Origin of the sequence: Parasulfitobacter algicola (genome assembly GCF_013315265.1) — a bacterium.
Lineage (GTDB): Bacteria > Pseudomonadota > Alphaproteobacteria > Rhodobacterales > Rhodobacteraceae > Parasulfitobacter > Parasulfitobacter algicola.
The window spans coordinates 202,670-219,380 of the sequence record NZ_JABUFE010000006.1; the positions used below are offsets into that span (position 1 = coordinate 202,670).

Here is a 16,711-nt window from a genome sequence, read left to right on the forward strand (position 1 = left end):
TCAGGCCAACTGGCCGCCAGTCGCGTCGAAATCCGTGCCGTTGAACGCTGTAGCGGCATCTGAAGCAAGGAACAGGACGCCCTCGGCCATCTCTTGCGGGTCCATGATGCGCGGCGTCACGAAGAAATCGGCCATACCCTCATGGGTCAGCCCTTGGAACTCAAAGCTCTCTTCGAGCATCGGCGTGTCCACGGCGAGCAGCGAAATGGAGGCAACCCGGATGTTGTCCTTGGCAAGCTGTGCGCCTGCCCTGGTCAGTCCCAGAACAGCATGCTTTGACGCGTTGTAGTGGGCTGTGTTAGCAAAGCCGCGATGGACGCCATGTTGACGATGACGCCATTGCCCTGTGACTTCATCACCGGAATGGCGTATTTCATACCGTAGAAGACGCCGTTCGCGTTCGTAAGCATCATGTCGTCAAAATTCTCGACGGGAATGTCCTTGATGAGGGCGGGCGTCATAAAAGTCCCGGCATTGTTAAAGAGCACGTCGAGGCGACCATAGGTCTAGGTCGCGGCGGTGATGAAGCGTTCAACCTGCGCAGGATCCCGGACATCCGTCTGCACCCAAGTGACGGCGCCACCTGCGTCGCGAAGTGCCACTTCAAGTTGGCGGCCCAACTCATCACGTCGCGCCCCAAAGACGACCTGACCGCCCTCCATCGCAAAGGCACGCACGGTCGCAGCGCCGATCCCAGAATTGCCGCCTGTCACGGCAATGACCTTGCCTACAAAACGACCATTTGGGTTGAGTTGTATCGGAGCGCTACTGGAGTTCAAACTGTTGGCAGTCGCGGCGGTCGCGGCCACTGAGACGGCAACCGCCGCGCCACCGGCCAGTATCGCACGGCGCGTTTGGTTCATTTCGTCGGACATAGGGTTTCCTCCAAGAATTTGTTCACCTGAAGGGACGACAACAAATGGTCAGTCGACATCCCACTCAAGCAATTGCAAGTTGTGATGATGAAAGAATGGCAAACAGATGGGGACTTGGCAGGTGCGAATCCTGTCTTTGTCTATGTGATTCTTGGCATTTCGACGTGACCAAGAGCTTTATGCCCACTCAAGTTGAAGTTGCGCCATTAGTATTCTGACTGCCCAACGTCTTGCTCCTAGGCGGAGTGGGACCGAAATGTGGCCGGTGTCGTTTTGAACTTGCGTTTAAAATGCTGATTGAAACGACTGGCGTCATCGTAACCGACACGCCATGAAATCGTGGCAACGCTTAATTCTGTTGTGCGAAGATAAACTGACGCCAAATCCATTCGCGCTGCGATAACATATTGAAGGAGTGAAACGCCAACGCTGTTTTTGAAAGCCTTTGAAAGATGCGTTGCACTCAGGGTCGCTTCATTCGCCATCGCGAGCAAAGAAATATCGTCTGACAAATGATCGTGGATATAGTCCAGAACTTTCCGAATGCGTACGTCTTCAACCCCAAGCTTCTACTCAGATGCAGGCTGAATAAGTTGCACCAGTTGTGCTGCGAGGGCACGATGCATTGTTTCGCGATACAAGGTGCCTCCACGCCCGAAATCTTCCCCGCCAAGGCAAAGATTCAGGAGGATCGGATCAATGTCTCCGAAGATATCGTGAAACCCGAAGTTGTCACGAAGACCGACTTCTTTGAGGATTTGGCGGCCAAAACTGATAGTCAAAAGACCCAGATCTTGATCATGCTCACAATAGCCTTCGCTATCGCGCGACAATATCCAGCCCTGATGTTTTCCAAGAGTGGCAATAACTTTGCTCCCGACGCATCACGCGTGATGTGATGTCTGGGCTGGTCAGTAATAAATATGCCAAGGGAATGCTCCGACAACTCGAAACGCCCACCACCGGCGGGCAAATTCACTATAGTTGTCGAAATCCCAGTCATCCGATGATCTTAGCACGGAACCGAGAGACATCAATTTTTGTCAAGAGTCGGCAAAGAGCCCAAAATACAGCATGCTGCAATTCGCACCAAGGTCTGAAAAAGGTGCGAAGCGGTCATTCGAGGATGGTTTAGTGCGTCTGTTCGGTGATGGATTGGGCGGGTTTCAATTGAAATTCAACAACCTATCTCATGCCGTTTGCATTGTATGTGCAACTTGAAATCGCCTTCTGGCGCGCCCTGCAGGGTGTTTGGCGGGACAATTGACTTGATTCAATTGCGGCTCGTTTGAGCGAGTAAGAATGGTCTGTCCGATATCAGCTGGATGAATGATGGGTGTGCGTATCAATGACGCGACAGTTTCATGAAATCTTTGGGTCCTAAGCGGCCGAGACTTCAAAAGCCTCAGCCAACTTTATTGCCTTGGCTCCAGACACCGCGGAGAAGAGGTGTTTCGCCGATTTGGCGCACACGCAGAACATCACCGCGCAATCCTGTTTTCAAAGCACCACGGTCATGCAACCGCACGGCACTCGCGGGGTTGCTGGTCACGGTAGCAATAGCGCGGGGCAGGTCATTCCAAATATCTGCAAGGCGGAAGGCCGACAAAAGCAGCGCTGAAGGCACGTAGTCTGACGAGACGATGTCGAGAAGATCGGCTTTTGCGAGATCCTCCGCCGCAACATTGCCGGAGTGGGATCCGCCGCGGATCAGGTTGGGTGCACCCATCATCACGGCAATGCCGTGGATGCGACAGGCGGCTGCGGCCTCAACCGTTGTGGGAAACTCGGCAAACCCCACGCCGTTCCCCGCTGAGGTTCCGACATGATCGGCCGTGGTATCATCATGGCTGGCCAGAACTGCGCCCAGGCGGCGGGCCTCTTTCACTGCACCCACCTCGTGCTTTGCCCCGAGGCGTTTTTGCAGACCCAAAAGGGTCTCAACATGTTCGGCAAACTCCGCGTCGTTCATCCCGCGCTTCTTGGCGACGTAGGTTTTCAGTGCGGTCAGGTCACGGAACTGGCGCTGGCCCGGGGTGTGATCCATCAGGCTGACGATGCCGACCCTGTCTGACGATCCGAACGCCGCCAATTCCTCAAGCAGCGTCTCTGAACAGATTTCGGCCCGCAGATGAAGGAAATGACTGATCTTGAAATACCCTTGTGCGCGCGCTGCCAAGAGTTCATCCGCCAGCTTTCGGGCGTAGTCGATGTAGCGTCCCTTACCGCTGTGGATGGACCCCACCCGCATGGCGTCAAACACCGTCGTGATACCAGTGGACGCCAGCTCTGCATCGTGCGCAATCAGGGCAGGCAAATGTGGCCAGTCCACCTCTGGGCGCGGTTCGATATGGCGTTCGACATTGTCTGTATGCAGTTCGACAAGACCGGGAATAACGAGATCACCGGCACAGTCCAGGGCACCGGTTGGTACATGATCCCCTTCAGTAATGTCACAAATGACGCCTTGTTCGATTGTCACCGCACCAGTGAGTACCTGATCTTCCAACACAAGCTGTGCATTGGCGAGACATAGGTTGCTTGACACATCGTTGTCACAAGCCTTTGTCAAAGAGGACGTGGGAAAAGGGGAATTCATGTCATACTCTCGATTTGCAATTTACTATGTGCCGCCGGTAGGGCCCTTGGCCGATTTCGGTGCATCTTGGCTTGGTTGGGATGTGTTGCATGGCCGTGAGACACCCCAGCCAGATATGCTGGGTTTGGATGACATCACGATGACACCGCGCAAATACGGGTTTCATGCGACTTTGAAACCGCCATTTCGCCTGGCAGAATGGCAAAATGTGCCGGCTCTGGAAGCTGCCGCATCTGACCTTGCTGTCAACCTCGCGCCGGCCATATGTGACGGCTTGGAATTGACGACCTTGGGCGGTTTTCTGGCGCTGACTCCGCAAGGCGATATGCACGCTGTGCGCCGGGTTGCTGGGGTCTGTGTGCGAGAGCTTGATCCGTTTCGCGCCCCAGCTTCCGAGGCAGAACTCGCGCGCCGCCGCAAAGTTGGTCTGAGCCCACTGCAAGAGGCGCTGTTGGTGCAATGGGGCTATCCTTACGTGATGGAGGAGTTTCGGTTCCACATGACCCCGACGGCGCGGCTGCCGCAGGATGACATCGCCGTATGGTCGACTGCTGTGCGGCGTCATTTGCCAGACCTGCCTAACCTTTTTGTGTTGGATCAGATCGCTTTGTGTGGTGAGCGGGAAGATGGCCGGTTTGAGGTGATCCATCGCTACAAACTCACCGGCTGAAGCAGTGCCGCCCCCCGGGCGATGGTCTGGGACAGCGGACCATCGTTTGTGAGGTTGATCACCTTGAGCCCAGTCGACAAGGGCTTGTCAGCCAGGGCAAGGCGTTTGCTGATCTCTTCTTCAGTCTCACGAGCCCGCGCGGCGAGACGGTGCGCAAGCGTTTCCGGTTTCGCGGTGATGTTGAGAACTACGAGGCGTGGGAAAATCTCGGCGGCTTGGGCCAGGGCCTTGCGGGAGAAATTGACAAGGCAATCGGTGCCCTTGCCAAGCTGGTACTTGACGGTGATCGGAATACCGTAGTGCAGCCCGTGCGCGCGCCAATGCACGGCAAAAGCCCCACCTTCAACTAAGGCTTCAAATTGTGACACAGACACCGCATCGTAATCCTCGCCACCCAAGTCGGGCGCACGTGTGATGACGCGGCGCACCAGATGCAAATCGGGTATTGCGCCGTGTAGGCCCGCCATCACGCTGTCCTTGCCAACACCCGATGGGCCGACAACCGCGATGAGGCGTCCCCCAGACTTTGAGGCAAGCGTCATGCAGCCATTCCTGGGGTAAAGCGGCCAACATCAATTTCACGATCACAGACTCGGGTACGGGCCGCCTCATCATGGAAAATACCAATGATGGCCGCGCCGCGCGCTTTGGCGTCTTCGATCAAGGAGAGCACCACCTCGCGGTTCGCAGCGTCCAGGCTCGCGGTGGGTTCATCAAGTAACATCGCGGGGTAGGCATGGGCAAAACCACGTGCAATATTGACCCGCTGTTGCTCGCCGCCCGAGAAGGTTGTGGGGGACAAGGACCACAGCCTTTCGGGGATGTTTAATTGGGTCAGAAGCGCCGATGCGCGGTCCTGCGCTTCGTCTGTCGGTACTCCCAAAGCGCGCAGAGGCTCTGCAACCACATCTAGCGTTGGCACGCGCGGCACCACACGCAGGAACTGGCTAACATAGCCCAGCACATCACGGCGCAATTTGATGATGTCGCGCGGCTCAGACCGAACGATGTCCAAACCGCCAATGCGAATTTCACCTGCCTGCGTCAGGTAATTGCCGTAGATTATCCGCATCAGCGTGGATTTACCAGCACCAGAGGCCCCAGTGAGCGCCACGCATTCACCGGGGGCAACCGCGAAGGACACATCGCTGATCACTTCGATCACGGCACTTCCCTGATTGTGCAGGGTAAAGGTTTTGGAGACGTCTTTGAGTTCAATCATGGTTCATACCTGTAAAACGGAACTGACAAGAAGCTGGCTATAGGCGTGCTGCGGATCGTCCAGTACCTGATCTGTTAGACCCGACTCGACCACGCGGCCTGATTTCATGACCATAAGGCGGTCCGCCAGCAGGCGAACCACAGCCAGGTCGTGGGTGACGATGATCGCCGACAGCCCCATGTCACGCACCAGACCCCGCAGTAGATCCAGCAGGCGTGCCTGAACCGAAACATCAAGACCGCCTGTGGGTTCATCCATGAACACCAGGCGCGGGCCCGTCACGAGGTTGCGCGCTATCTGCAAGCGTTGCTGCATCCCGCCCGAGAAGGTTCTAGGTCGATCATCCACACGTGACGCGTCGATCTCGACCCGCCCGAGCCAGTCCATGGCCTTGTCGCGGATGTCGCCGTAGTGACGATCTCCCACAGCCATCAACCGCTCGCCTACATTGCCACCGGCGCTGACGCCCATGCGCAGGCCGTCGCGGGCGTGTTGGTGGACAAAAGCCCAATCGGTGCGACCGAGCATCCGCCGCTCCGGCTCAGACATCGTAATTGTGTCGCGGGGGCCGTCCGTGCGGGTGTCGAACACTACGTGTCCCGCATCGGGGGTCAGATGCCCTGCCATGCAATTGAGCAAGGTGGATTTACCTGACCCGCTTTCGCCAACGATCCCCATAACCTCACCGGGATACAGGTCAAAAGACACATCGGCGCAACCGATATGCGCACCATATCGCTTGGTGATGCCCTGAACGGAAAGCAAAGGTGTCATGCTGCGTCCTTTCCTTTGTGGCCCGCTGCCTGGCGCGCTTCGCAATAATCGGTGTCAGAGCAGACAAACATCCGCCCACCTAAGTCATCGATGATTAACTCATCCAAATAGCTGTCTGTCGCACCGCACATTCCGCAGGGGTGATCTGCTTTGGACGCTTCGAACGGATGATCCTCAAAGTCGAGGCTGACCACTTGGGTATAAGGGGGCAGCGCGTAAATACGTTGCTCGCGCCCCGCGCCAAAAAGCTGGATTGCGGCCATATCGCCCAGTTTGGGGTTGTCGAATTTGGGGATCGGCGAGGGATCCATCACATAGCGCCCTTCGACCTTGACCGGATAGGCATAAGAGGTCGCGATATGACCGTGGCGGCTGATATCTTCGTAAAGTTTCACATGCATCAGTCCATATTCTTCAAGGCTGTGCATCTTGCGAGTCTCGCTTTCACGGGGTTCGAGAAAGCGCAGCGGTTCCGGGATCGGCACCTGATAGACAAGGATGTGACCCTCGTGCAACGGCTCTTCGGGGATGCGGTGCCGGGTCTGAATCACAGTGGCATCACTTGTCGCAGTGGTCGTCGCAACTCCAGCAGTGCGTTGAAAGAAAGTCCGAATTGAAACGGCGTTTGTGGTGTCATCGGCCCCTTGGTCGATCACCTTGAACGTGTCCTTGGGCGTCAGCACCGCAGCCGACACCTGCACGCCGCCTGTTCCCCAGCCATAGGGCATTGGCATCTCACGAGAGGCGAAAGGGACCTGATAGCCGGGAATGGCAAGCCCCTTAAGGATTGCGCGGCGGATCATCCGTTTGGTTTGTTCGTCCAAATAGGCGAAGTTGTACTCAGTCATTCCGCTGCCTCCTGCACCTGTTGCGCACCCGCTTCGCGACGGAGCTTGCGCACCAGTTCCAGCTCGGACTGAAAATCGACGTAATGGGGCAGTTTGATATGTTCTAGGAACCCCGTCGCCTGAATGTTGTCTGCGTGATACAGAACGAATTCTGCGTCCTGTGCGGGTGCGCCAACGTTATCTTCGCCCAATTCTTCCCAGCGTAGCGCGCGATCGACCAAGGCCATGGAGATTGCCTTGCGCTCGGTCTGGCCAAAGACCAGCCCATAGCCGCGCGTGAACTGCGGCGGCTCGGTTTTCGAGCCGGTGAATTGGTTGACCGTCTCGCATTCGGTCAGGATCACTTCTCCGATCTCAACGGCAAATCCCAGTTCGGGGATGTCCATCTCAACCGGCACCGACCCGATCCGTAGCTCGCCCACAAAGGCATGGTTGCGCCCGTAGCCGCGCTGCGTGGAGTAGGCGAGGCCAAGGGTAAAACCTTCGTCCGCGCGGGTCAGCGCTTGCAGGCGCAGGGCGCGGTCGGCGGGCATTTCCAGCGGTTCGCGGGTCAGGTCCGGGGGCGGCGTATCGTCATGGGGGGCCTCTTCGATCAGCCCTTCGCGGTTCAGGAATTCGGTTACATGCGGGACAGTGCCCGTCTCGGCGTCACGTGAAGGAGCCTTGGACACCTCGCCATCAGCGGCCAGTTTAAAATCAAGCAAACGGTGCGTGTAGTCAAATGTTGGGCCCAGGACCTGCCCGCCGGGCAAGTCCTTGAACGTGGCCGAGATGCGTCGATCGCAGGCCATAATGCGGGTATCGACAGGCTCGGACGCACCAAAGCGCGGCAGAGTGGTGCGATAGGCGCGAATGAGGAAGATCGCTTCGATCAGATCGCCACGTGCCTGCTTGATTGCAAGTGCCGCAAGGTCCGGATCATAAAGCGACCCTTCGGCCATGACGCGATTGACGGCAAGACTTAGTTGCTCGCGGATTTGCGCAATGCTGAGCTCCGCGACATCCATGTTACCGCGGCGTTCTTCGGCGAGCCAGGCATGGGCATTCTCGATTGCCCGCTCTCCGCCTTTGACTGCTACATACATGTCAGGATACCTTGGTTGACCGGGGCAAAGCCGCGAGGCGTTCGCCACAAGTGAAAATGAAATCCAGCCCCAGCGGGAACAGGGTTCGGTTGGCCTGAAACGCTTCCACTTCTGGCAAGGAAAGCGTTGCCTGATCCTTGATGCCGGGACCCGTCAAAGTTGCGCCTGCCGCAAGTTCGGAACATTCGACGATAAGCGTGGCCGAGCGGTCAGGGTACTCGGACGTGCCGATCGGGTAGACCGCGAGCGGCGCGAGCGCGTCCCACTTGCCAACCGCAAACATACAATGAGCGGGGCCAACAAAAGGGGCACCTGTGTGAAAGGCCAGCCACGCCCGCGCCGCTTCGCAATCCATGTCGCCAGCCAGATAAACCGGTGTTTCCGTATCGCAGAGTGTCAGCAGAACGGCGCCCATCGCGGGCGACAGCGGGGCTGGGGGTGCAGCCCCGTGGATATCCTGAATGGCGCCAGGGCGCGCCATGGCCTCCATCAAACTGCGAAAGGCGTGGGCTGACTGGGTGGCTGGATCGGCAAAGCCGCCGGACAGGGTGTTTGCCTGCATCAGTCTTCTCCTCGGGTCATGGTAAAGAAATCAACCTTTGTCGCGGCTGCCTTGGCCGCGCGGGCGGCTTTCATGGTGGCCATTCCTGCTTCCAGAGGCTCAAGGACCGCCTCGCGCATCCTACTTGCCATTGGGGTCTGCATAAGCGCATCTACGAGAGCGGCGACCTCGGCATCTGCTTTGCGACGCCCTTGAATATAGCTGTGCCCGACTTCGCCAGTTTCCAACGTCAAGGCGCAGCGGGTTATCGTCATCTCGCCCAGATTGAAGGGTGCGCCAGTGGCACCAGCGCGAGCGCGGACCATCGCGCTGCCAATTTCCGGCGCACGCAGCCACGTAAAGGCAGGGCGCGATATTTCAGCATCAAACAGTGCGGCCACACGGCCTTCGGGCGCTTTAGCCAGCAGACCCATCCACGCCTTGCGGGGATTATTTTCGCTCACAGTTTCTTTCATCTCGACAACTTGCCTCTTTACTATACAACTATACATATCCTATCATATGGATGTCCTCATGACAGAAGAGTTTTGTGAAATTTGCGTGACAGTTCTGACAAAACCCCGATCTGGAAGGCCATCGCTAACGCTTTGCGCAGCGATTTGGCCGAAGGGCGCTATAACCCCGGTGACAAGCTGCCGACCGAGGCAGCGCTGGCAGACCGCTTTGGCGTGAACCGCCACACAGTACGCCATGGGATTTCTGTATTGGTCGAGGAAGGGCTAGTGCGCACCCGTCGCGGTGCAGGGGCCTTTGTCGCGGCCACGCCGACCGACTATCCGATTGGCCAGCGCGTGCGGTTCCACGAAAACCTGATCGCCGCGGGCCGCAGGCCCGAAAAGCGCATGCTCGCGTTGGACGAGCGCACAGCGACGATCGGCGAGGCTCAGGCGTTGCATATCGAGGCCGGCGATCCGGTTTGTGTCTATCACGGGCTTTCATTGGCAGATGGCCAGCCGGTTGCTGTATTCGAAAGCTTGTTTCCACTGGCGCGCCTAGTAGGCATCACCACTGCATTGAAGGAATCAAGCAGCGTGACACAAGCGTTGAGTGTTGTGGGCATCGACGACTATACGCGTGCCTCAACCCGCCTAACGGCAGTCCGCGCCACGGCAACCCACGCGCTGCTGTTGCATGTTGCCGAAGGCGATCCGCTGCTGAGATCCTCGAGTCTAAATCATTGCGAGGGTGGGCTGCCCGTAGAATACGGTCGCACTTGGTTTGCAGGTGACCGGGTAACGTTGACACTTGAAACGTGAGGCTTGCTCATCAGCACAGCACTCGCATCCATCTGCTTTGAACCTTATGATAAGCCTGCTTTTTCCTAGCAGCGCAACGCTACAACTTTGTGACGTCTGGTGTCAGATCGTGCCCTCGTGGTGCTCCAGAAATTCCTCTGCACTGAGGTTGCGAAAATCATCAAGCACGCTGCGCAGGCGTGCGTGCGGCCAATCCCACCATGCAAGCTCCATAAGCCTGTCAACAATTCGCGGTTCAAAACGAGGACGCAGCGGGACAGCGGGGATGCCTGCCACGATCATGAAGGGAGGCACATCCTTTGTCACAATTGCACCGCCTGCGATAACTGCCCCGTGGCCGATGTTCACTTCGGGCCGGACCTGCGCGCCATGGCCAAGCCATGTATCATGACCAATCACCGTGCGACGACTGCGCCTGTGGGCGAACCAAGCGTCATCGTGATCTGCATCTTCGAAATAATCGGCCGAGCGATATTGAAAGTGATGCAAACTAGCTTTTTCCATCGGGTGGTCCGTGGCGCCGATCCGCACGAAGGCTGCAATGTTCGAGAATTTGCCCAAGGAGGCATTGGCAATGTCGGCAAACCGGTCGCAGTATGAATAGTCATCCATATGGGAATGCGCCAAGCGGCTACCTCGGCCAATTTCCACATACTGTCCGAATGTTGCATCTGTGATCTCGCAATCGGGATGAATAAAGGGGACATCCGGTTTCAATCTGGTCGTACTCAAAACGCGCGCTCCTCGCCATTCCACCGAAAGAACTTGCCGGTTCGCTCAAGAGTGAGGCCCTCTGCTAAAGCGATAATCCCTGCCGCGACCCGATTTTTGTCCGTGGTCGGTCTGTCCGGCCGGTGAAGACCTGCGTGCGTGATGACAGGATCACCCGTTTGGTGAAGTGAGGTTATCAGAATGCGTGCCATCAGGTTTTGCGCCCGATCAGCTTGCCGCGCAGCCAGCCCGAAAACCAATCCATGAACATCACCATGGCGATGATCAGGACAATATAATATGCAACCTCCTCCCAGTCTTTCTGGGTCTGGATCGCTTGTGTCAGCATGAGGCCGATACCGCCGCCCGTGATCGCGCCAATGATGGTGGCAGAGCGGGTGTTGGATTCAAGGAAGTAAAGGATTTGGGCCAGAAGCACCGGAACAATCTGCGGTATGACGCCAAAGCGATAGCGTTGGAGCGGCTTGGCTCCAGTCGAGGCGACGCCCTCGATTTGCTTTTGATCCACGTTTTCCAAAGCCTCCGAGAAGATTTTGCCAAAGGTGCCGGTATCCGTGATCAGGATTGCCAATGCGCCAGTAAGCGGGCCCGGGCCAAAGGCACGGGCCAGGACCACCGTCCAGATCAGCGCATCGACACCGCGCACAAAATCGAACAGGCGGCGGGTGGCAGCGCGCACTAGCATGAACGGCGAGAACCGTTTGGCTGCTAGAAAGCCCAACGGCAGGGCGATGATGGCTGCCCCCATCGTTCCAAGGAAGGCCATCAGGATCGTCTCGCCAATGGCCCAAGCCACATCCTTGTGCCGCCACATGTCGTTGTTCCACCAATCGGACACTGCGCCAGTGATATTGTCGCGCGCAGGGTCGATCTGGTCGCCAAACAGGATCGTGGCCAAGGCCTGTCCGTAGTAGGGGCTGTCGAGCGTGAACCAGAACAGCTCCCAACCGGGGAAATAATTGAAAACCTCGGTCCGAGCGCCCGTCAAGGTAATTCGGCCTTCGGGTGTGGTGATGCCCACGCGGCGGTCCGAGGCGGAAATCCAATCGGGCAGATTATCGGGCAGGTTGGTCGTGACGGTGCGCCCCTCGGCCTGCGCCTCAATCAGTTGGAAGCCGGGAATTTCGATCTCGGTCCGGTTGTCTGGCAGATAGCGCACAATGATGTCACCGCCCAGATCGATGGTGATGACTTCATCCCCCGTCACCCAATCGGGGCGCTGGCCCTCCGGGTAGGTACCCTTGCGTTCGCCTTCGACGGCATAGGTCACATTTCCCGATCGGTTGTCCCGGGTGACATGCACCTTGTAGGACCAGCTGTCGGAAGCCAGCGTCACTGCGTTTTCCATATTGGCGCGTCCTGCAAGACCAGGCAGGTCAAACGCGAAGAAGATATAGACGAAATAAACTGCGATGACCGCCGGGATGCCAAAGCCAATCAAGCGTTTGCGCTGAAAGAGCTTTTCGGCCTCAAACTTGGTCGCGTCCAGATCAATAGTGGTCATTGGCCTTGTCCTTCAGTCAAACGATTGCGGTAGCGGCTGGACACTTGATCGAAGAATACGATTGTGCCGAACAGAAGGATGAAAATCGCGGCGGCTTCATCAAAACGTCCTGGCCCCCAGGCCATAGCGTTTCGCAACTCATAACCAAGCCCACCGGCGCCGACAAATCCAAGTATTGCCGAGGCACGGATGTTGATTTCAAATCGCAACAGCGTGTAGCTCACGTAGTTCGGTGCGACCTGCGGCAGCACACCCAGAAGCATCCGCTGCGACCATGTCGCACCTGTGGAGGCAAGCCCTTCTACAGCTTTCAAGTCGGTGTTTTCGGAAACTTCGGAAAACATCTTGGCCAGTGCACCGGCCGTGTGGATGGCAATTGCGATCATTGCGGGAACGGGCCCACCACCGAGCACAAAGATCAGAACCAGTGCGATGACGATTTCGGGCACGGCGCGCATGATATCCGAAATGCGGCGGAACAAGGGGATCAGACGCGGCCATTTCGCCAAGCCACGAGTGCCGAGCAGCGACAGGAACAAGCCGCTAATTGCCCCGATGAGGGTCGACACAGCGGCGATATTTATTGTTTCTACCAACGCGGGAAAATACTTGGCGATGAGGGCAGGCAGATCGGCGCGCTTTTCCCATGCCTCTGAAAGAACATCGGCGGGGTAGTCGCCGATCTGATGCAGTCCATCCCAGAAACCGCCAGCGTTGCGGTCATCTGCGACATTGAACCCGGACACCATCAGAACGACGAAAATCAGAAGGGTGAGACCGCCATAGAGCCTGCGGCGCTGTACCTGCGCCATATAGCTGGCTTGAATGCCGTCTACGTGGTGTGGCACGCCACTAAGTGATATATCTGCCATCCTGACCCCCGGACAAAGAAATACCGGCAGCCCTAAAGGGCTACCGGATGCATCCTAAAAATGTCTTAGTTACCAATGACGGCTCTGCGGGCTTCGATTACCGAGAGATAGGTGTCGTGGGTCACCGGCTGCGCGCCAAGGTTCTCGCCCGCAAAGACGCCGTAGGAACACTCGGCATCGTTTTCGTAGAGGTTGTCCATCAGCTCAATCATAGTTGCCTTTACATCCTCTGGCAGCGCGGTGCGCAGAACCACGGGACCCTCAGGGATTACGTTCGACTTCCAGATTTCCACCATGTCGTTCATGTCGACGAGACCTGCATCAACCGCACGGCGCAGTGCGCCGGAGTTGTACCCGTCTTCCCAGTTTCCCTGACCGTCAGCCCAGCTAACGCCGCCGTCGATATCACCGTTATAGACAGCGACAATGGTCTGCTCGTGGCCGCCGGTAAATTTGACTTCACCAAAAAAATCGCCAGATTCCATTGAGTTTCCAATGGCTTGTGGAATCTCGATGGAAGGGATCAGGTAGCCCGATGTGGAATTCGGATCACCGAAACCAAAAACCTTGCCCTGCATGTCGTCCAATGAAGTTATGCCGCTATCGACGCGCGCAAAACCGATTGAGTGATAACCGATAGAACCGTCAAGGTTCACCTTGACCAAAACCGGCTCAACCGCTTCAGGGTCTTGCAGATAAATTGCAGCGTAAGACGATGCGCCCAACCAAGCCATATCGAGCGTACCGCCGAGCAGGCCCTGAATCACGCCGTTGTAATCAGCAGGTGCGAAAACTTTGGTTTCCACGCCGAGTGCTTCGGTCGTGTAATCAGACAAACACTGGAAGGAATTCATACGGTCCTGAGCGTTTTCACCGCCCAGAACGCCGATGCGGAATTCAGTGATTTCCTGGGCGAAAGCACCCATGCTGAGGGCTGTGGAGGCGGCAAGCGCCAGTGCGAGGGTCTTTTCCATTGTTATCTCCGTGGGTTGTTGCCCTACCGCTCTGCAGCTATTTGAGGGCGGGTTGATTAGGGTGGCCCGCAGCAGACGCGCAGGCTTAAACTGGCTCAGGCGTAGGCTTTCACTTCGCGGACCTTTGACCTGTCCAGTGTTTCGATTTCGGTGGAAGTGGCTGCTTCGGAAAAATCCGCGCCAGCCCCGTAGATGTCACGTGCGACCCCAGTGGTCAGCTGCTCTGGCGTGCCATCAAAGACGATCCGCCCATCGCGCATCCCGATTACGCGATCGCAATAGCGCCGCGCAGTATCAAGCGTGTGGAGGTTTGAGATGACCATGCGCCCGTCTTCTTCGTGAATGCGGCGCAGGGCTTGCATGACCACTTGCGCATTCATCGGATCAAGGCTGGCGATAGGTTCATCGGCAAGGATGATTTTCGGGTCCTGCATCAAGGCGCGCGCAATCGCCACGCGCTGTTGTTGCCCACCCGAGAGCGCCTCGGCCCGTTTCGGGGCCTGTTCGGCAATACCGAGCCGGTCAAGGATTTCGATGGCGCGGTGGATATCAGATTGCGGGTAAAGGTTGAACATTGTCGCAAAGGTCGACCGCTTGTTCAGGGTGCCGTGCAGCACGTTTGATACGACATCCATGCGGGGGACGAGGTTGAACTGCTGGAAAATCATGGCGCATCGTGATTGCCAATTGCGCCGCGCAGCTCCCCGCATCCCAGTGATCTCTTCACCCTCAAAGGTAATCGTGCCCTCAGAGGCATCGCTCAGGCAATTGACCATCCGCAAAAGCGTTGACTTACCCGCGCCAGAACGGCCAATGATCCCAATCATTGACGGTTTTTCCACCAAGATGTTTGCAGCATCTACAGCCGTTTTATCCCCGAACCGCCTGGTCAGCTTATCAATCTTCAGCATATCGCCCCCATGTTTGGTGAGGGCGTAAACGCCTGTCGCTACGGTTTGATGACGGTTTTGAGTCAGTTTCTTTACATAAAAGTAAAAGAAAAATGACACTTCCAAGGGACGTAAAGCGCAAGCTTTTGCAATGATTGGCACATATTGCCTTGGCGCCACAGTTATCCATACGGCTTCATAATTCTGTTACATTTTGAAAATCAGACGTTTAGGATTGCCTTATGGCCTTTCGATATGCGCTCACTTTGTCAGTCTGCTTCTCTTTTCCTGCGCTTGCGGAAGCGCAAATGACTGACGTGAGTTGTGATGACACCACGCGAATGGCGCATATGCTGACCGATGCTCTGGGAGCAGAGCGTCAGGGGAGCGGTCTGCGGGACCCCGAAACGCTGCTCGAAATCTTGGTTACCGAAAGAAACGGTGACTGGATCATCGTACAGAACTACACAAACGGAACATCGTGCATTGTCGCTATGGGCGAACACTGGGAAGGCGAAATTCCCGGACCAGCCTAACTGCTGGCTTCTTCAAGCCGATCCGTCGCGGCGGCAGGTCTTGGTGACAAAGCTTCCATGCGCGCGTAAACTTCCGCGCTCAACATCAGGTCTTTAGCATCCATCGAAGGCTGCAATTGCTCGACATTGCGTGCGCTGATGATCGGTGCTGTTACAGCAGCATTGCGGGCGGCCCAGGCGACGGAAAGCGTGGCAGCGTCAATGCCCAGTTCAGCAGCCAGTTCTGACAACGCTCGTGCCGCCTCGAGCATCCATTTTTGACCATAGCGGGCGGCATAGCGTTTGTCCGTCGAAAGACGCCCCGTCCCGCCTGAAAAATACTTGCCCGTCAGCAATCCACTGCCAAGGGGAGAATAAGGGGCGACGGCGATCTCTTCTGAGAGTGCCATTGGAAACAGTTCAACCTCTGCCTGACGTTTGACTAGCGAATACATTGGCTGGATTATGTCGATGCGCGTTCCCGCAATATTGGCCGCCGCCTGAGCTTTCATCACCTGCCACGCAGCAAAGTTCGATACGCCGATATAGCGAATTTTGCCTGATCGCTGCAAACCGCCCAACGTCTCGAAGGTTTCTTGCAAGGGTGTTTCCGGGTCCCAGCGATGCAAATAAAGGATATCGACTGTGTCGAGGCCAAGCCGCATGCGGCTTTCATCGAATTGTCGAACAATGTTGGTGCGGTCGCTCCCACCGGTATAGCCAGCCTTGGTTGCCACAATCAGCTTTTCGCGATCCAGTTAACATCCTCTCAGAGGCGCCGCCCGTGTAGGTATGGGCGGTGTCAAAGAAGTTAATGCCCGCCCCTTTGCACGCTTCGAACATGTCTTGGCTTGCCGTAGCATCGGCGGTACCGCCAAATTGCATGCATCCGAAACAGAGTGTAGACAACTTTGAGCCATCTTGCGCATTGATTTCTTTCAACAGATCGCTCCAAGTGTGCAGTAATCAGCAGAAACCCTTAGACCTTTTGCATGACTGTTTTGTGACGGCCCCGAGAACTGTCAGTCTATTGAAATACCTCCTTAGGACAGACCCTCCGTAATTTGGGCGTCGTATGGCGGATCATCAAATGAGCTCGACGCCAGCATTTTTCGCGGTTTTGTGTTGGAACCCTTCACCCGCGTCCTTACCAATGGAGGAGCGGACAGACCGTCCGTCCGAATCAAGGTCGTAGCCACTGTATTTGTGCAACTTGTGTGCAATCCAGGGTGAAGGTCCGCAAAGCGCACTATTTTGTTGAAAAACTCCTGCTTGATTGATGACCTAACGGCTGATTCAATTCCCTTATTGGTTGGGGGCATTGGCGATGATG

General features: G+C 56.6%; 18 protein-coding genes and 2 pseudogenes. 3 read left to right on the top strand and 17 right to left on the bottom strand.

Annotated features, from left to right (window positions below; all coding sequences use genetic code 11):
• From HRQ87_RS20255 to HRQ87_RS12005, 4 genes and pseudogenes are all read right to left on the bottom strand, one after another.
• Positions 1–875, bottom strand: a pseudogene (locus HRQ87_RS20255) (SDR family NAD(P)-dependent oxidoreductase).
• Positions 876–1,111: 236 nt separating this feature from the next.
• Positions 1,112–1,387 carry a helix-turn-helix transcriptional regulator gene (locus tag HRQ87_RS20650; RefSeq protein WP_425501571.1) on the bottom strand — a complete coding sequence of 92 codons (276 nt, stop codon included), beginning with the start codon at positions 1,385–1,387 and terminating at the stop codon, positions 1,112–1,114.
• 57 nt (positions 1,388–1,444) lie between these two features.
• A complete protein-coding gene (locus tag HRQ87_RS12000) occupies positions 1,445–1,708 on the bottom strand; it encodes a hypothetical protein (protein ID WP_174138607.1) in 264 nt (87 codons plus the stop codon).
• A 572-nt stretch (positions 1,709–2,280) separates the two neighbouring features.
• Entirely contained in the window at positions 2,281–3,474 is a 1,194-nt protein-coding gene (locus HRQ87_RS12005; RefSeq protein WP_174138609.1) for an alpha-D-ribose 1-methylphosphonate 5-triphosphate diphosphatase, read from the bottom strand.
• Here HRQ87_RS12005 and HRQ87_RS12010 point away from each other — a divergent pair.
• Positions 3,473–4,144, top strand: a complete 672-nt coding sequence (locus tag HRQ87_RS12010; protein ID WP_174138611.1) for a DUF1045 domain-containing protein — start codon at positions 3,473–3,475, stop codon at positions 4,142–4,144. The two genes, HRQ87_RS12005 and HRQ87_RS12010, sit on opposite strands and share 2 nt — an antisense overlap.
• Here HRQ87_RS12010 and phnN read toward each other — a convergent pair.
• The 7 genes from phnN to phnG are packed head-to-tail and all read right to left on the bottom strand — an operon-like array spanning position 4,126 to position 9,090.
• On the bottom strand, positions 4,126–4,686 hold the full coding sequence (gene phnN / locus HRQ87_RS12015; RefSeq protein ID WP_174138613.1) for a phosphonate metabolism protein/1,5-bisphosphokinase (PRPP-forming) PhnN: 561 nt from the start codon (positions 4,684–4,686) through the stop codon (positions 4,126–4,128). The genes HRQ87_RS12010 and phnN overlap by 19 nt on opposite strands.
• Complete coding sequence (phnL, locus tag HRQ87_RS12020; RefSeq protein ID WP_174138615.1) at positions 4,683–5,366, bottom strand: phosphonate C-P lyase system protein PhnL; 684 nt, start codon at positions 5,364–5,366, stop codon at positions 4,683–4,685. Before phnL ends, phnN begins: the two co-directional genes overlap by 4 nt.
• A 3-nt stretch (positions 5,367–5,369) precedes the next feature.
• Complete coding sequence (gene phnK / locus HRQ87_RS12025) at positions 5,370–6,140, bottom strand: phosphonate C-P lyase system protein PhnK (RefSeq protein WP_174138618.1); 771 nt, start codon at positions 6,138–6,140, stop codon at positions 5,370–5,372.
• Entirely contained in the window at positions 6,137–6,988 is an 852-nt protein-coding gene (locus HRQ87_RS12030; RefSeq protein WP_174138620.1) for an alpha-D-ribose 1-methylphosphonate 5-phosphate C-P-lyase PhnJ, read from the bottom strand. Before HRQ87_RS12030 ends, phnK begins: the two co-directional genes overlap by 4 nt.
• On the bottom strand, positions 6,985–8,073 hold the full coding sequence (locus HRQ87_RS12035; RefSeq protein WP_174138623.1) for a carbon-phosphorus lyase complex subunit: 1,089 nt from the start codon (positions 8,071–8,073) through the stop codon (positions 6,985–6,987). Before HRQ87_RS12035 ends, HRQ87_RS12030 begins: the two co-directional genes overlap by 4 nt.
• 1 nt (position 8,074) lies before the next feature.
• Positions 8,075–8,635 (bottom strand): phosphonate C-P lyase system protein PhnH, encoded by a 561-nt coding sequence (phnH, locus tag HRQ87_RS12040; protein WP_174138626.1) that lies wholly within the window; start codon positions 8,633–8,635, stop codon positions 8,075–8,077.
• The gene (gene phnG, locus HRQ87_RS12045; RefSeq protein ID WP_174138629.1) at positions 8,635–9,090 is read right to left on the bottom strand and encodes a phosphonate C-P lyase system protein PhnG; all 456 of its coding nucleotides are present in this window, start codon (positions 9,088–9,090) and stop codon (positions 8,635–8,637) included. The genes phnH and phnG overlap by 1 nt, the downstream gene beginning before the upstream one ends.
• An 81-nt stretch (positions 9,091–9,171) precedes the next feature.
• On the opposite strand from phnG, the gene phnF reads away from it, so the two are divergent.
• Positions 9,172–9,891: a phosphonate metabolism transcriptional regulator PhnF gene (phnF, locus tag HRQ87_RS12050; protein WP_174138632.1), complete on the top strand. Its 720-nt coding sequence runs from the start codon at positions 9,172–9,174 to the stop codon at positions 9,889–9,891.
• A 102-nt stretch (positions 9,892–9,993) separates the two neighbouring features.
• Here phnF and HRQ87_RS12055 read toward each other — a convergent pair whose 3' ends face one another.
• The 5 genes from HRQ87_RS12055 to phnC form a co-directional block, all read right to left on the bottom strand.
• Positions 9,994–10,623 (bottom strand): LbetaH domain-containing protein, encoded by a 630-nt coding sequence (locus tag HRQ87_RS12055; protein ID WP_174138634.1) that lies wholly within the window; start codon positions 10,621–10,623, stop codon positions 9,994–9,996.
• A 190-nt stretch (positions 10,624–10,813) separates the two neighbouring features.
• Positions 10,814–12,127 carry a phosphonate ABC transporter, permease protein PhnE gene (phnE, locus tag HRQ87_RS12060; protein ID WP_174138637.1) on the bottom strand — a complete coding sequence of 438 codons (1,314 nt, stop codon included), beginning with the start codon at positions 12,125–12,127 and terminating at the stop codon, positions 10,814–10,816.
• The gene (gene phnE / locus HRQ87_RS12065; protein WP_174138640.1) at positions 12,124–12,999 is read right to left on the bottom strand and encodes a phosphonate ABC transporter, permease protein PhnE; all 876 of its coding nucleotides are present in this window, start codon (positions 12,997–12,999) and stop codon (positions 12,124–12,126) included. Before phnE (HRQ87_RS12065) ends, phnE (HRQ87_RS12060) begins: the two co-directional genes overlap by 4 nt.
• 65 nt (positions 13,000–13,064) lie before the next feature.
• Entirely contained in the window at positions 13,065–13,973 is a 909-nt protein-coding gene (phnD, locus tag HRQ87_RS12070; RefSeq protein ID WP_174138643.1) for a phosphonate ABC transporter substrate-binding protein, read from the bottom strand.
• Positions 13,974–14,068: 95 nt separating this feature from the next.
• Positions 14,069–14,884, bottom strand: a complete 816-nt coding sequence (phnC, locus tag HRQ87_RS12075) for a phosphonate ABC transporter ATP-binding protein (protein ID WP_174138645.1) — start codon at positions 14,882–14,884, stop codon at positions 14,069–14,071.
• A 287-nt stretch (positions 14,885–15,171) separates the two neighbouring features.
• Here phnC and HRQ87_RS12080 point away from each other — a divergent pair, with 287 nt between their 5' ends.
• Entirely contained in the window at positions 15,172–15,399 is a 228-nt protein-coding gene (locus tag HRQ87_RS12080; protein WP_174138647.1) for a hypothetical protein, read from the top strand.
• Here HRQ87_RS12080 and HRQ87_RS12085 read toward each other — a convergent pair.
• Positions 15,396–16,320, bottom strand: a pseudogene (locus tag HRQ87_RS12085) (aldo/keto reductase). The gene HRQ87_RS12080 and the pseudogene HRQ87_RS12085 overlap by 4 nt on opposite strands.
• Positions 16,321–16,711 lie beyond the last annotated feature (391 nt).

Excerpts from the sequence above, each read along its gene's own strand:
- HRQ87_RS12010 (WP_174138611.1), top strand. The coding sequence starts at position 3,473 with ATGTCATACTCTCGATTTGCAATTTACTATGTGCCGCCGGTAGGGCCC.
- HRQ87_RS12005 (WP_174138609.1), bottom strand. The coding sequence starts at position 3,474 with ATGAATTCCCCTTTTCCCACGTCCTCTTTGACAAAGGCTTGTGACAAC.
- phnN (WP_174138613.1), bottom strand. The coding sequence starts at position 4,686 with ATGACGCTTGCCTCAAAGTCTGGGGGACGCCTCATCGCGGTTGTCGGC.
- phnL (WP_174138615.1), bottom strand. The coding sequence starts at position 5,366 with ATGATTGAACTCAAAGACGTCTCCAAAACCTTTACCCTGCACAATCAG.
- phnK (WP_174138618.1), bottom strand. The coding sequence starts at position 6,140 with ATGACACCTTTGCTTTCCGTTCAGGGCATCACCAAGCGATATGGTGCG.
- HRQ87_RS12030 (WP_174138620.1), bottom strand. The coding sequence starts at position 6,988 with ATGACTGAGTACAACTTCGCCTATTTGGACGAACAAACCAAACGGATG.
- HRQ87_RS12035 (WP_174138623.1), bottom strand. The coding sequence starts at position 8,073 with ATGTATGTAGCAGTCAAAGGCGGAGAGCGGGCAATCGAGAATGCCCAT.
- phnH (WP_174138626.1), bottom strand. The coding sequence starts at position 8,635 with ATGCAGGCAAACACCCTGTCCGGCGGCTTTGCCGATCCAGCCACCCAG.
- phnG (WP_174138629.1), bottom strand. The coding sequence starts at position 9,090 with ATGAAAGAAACTGTGAGCGAAAATAATCCCCGCAAGGCGTGGATGGGT.
- phnE (WP_174138637.1), bottom strand. The coding sequence starts at position 12,127 with ATGACCACTATTGATCTGGACGCGACCAAGTTTGAGGCCGAAAAGCTC.
- phnE (WP_174138640.1), bottom strand. The coding sequence starts at position 12,999 with ATGGCAGATATATCACTTAGTGGCGTGCCACACCACGTAGACGGCATT.
- phnD (WP_174138643.1), bottom strand. The coding sequence starts at position 13,973 with ATGGAAAAGACCCTCGCACTGGCGCTTGCCGCCTCCACAGCCCTCAGC.
- phnC (WP_174138645.1), bottom strand. The coding sequence starts at position 14,884 with ATGCTGAAGATTGATAAGCTGACCAGGCGGTTCGGGGATAAAACGGCT.
- HRQ87_RS12080 (WP_174138647.1), top strand. The coding sequence starts at position 15,172 with ATGACTGACGTGAGTTGTGATGACACCACGCGAATGGCGCATATGCTG.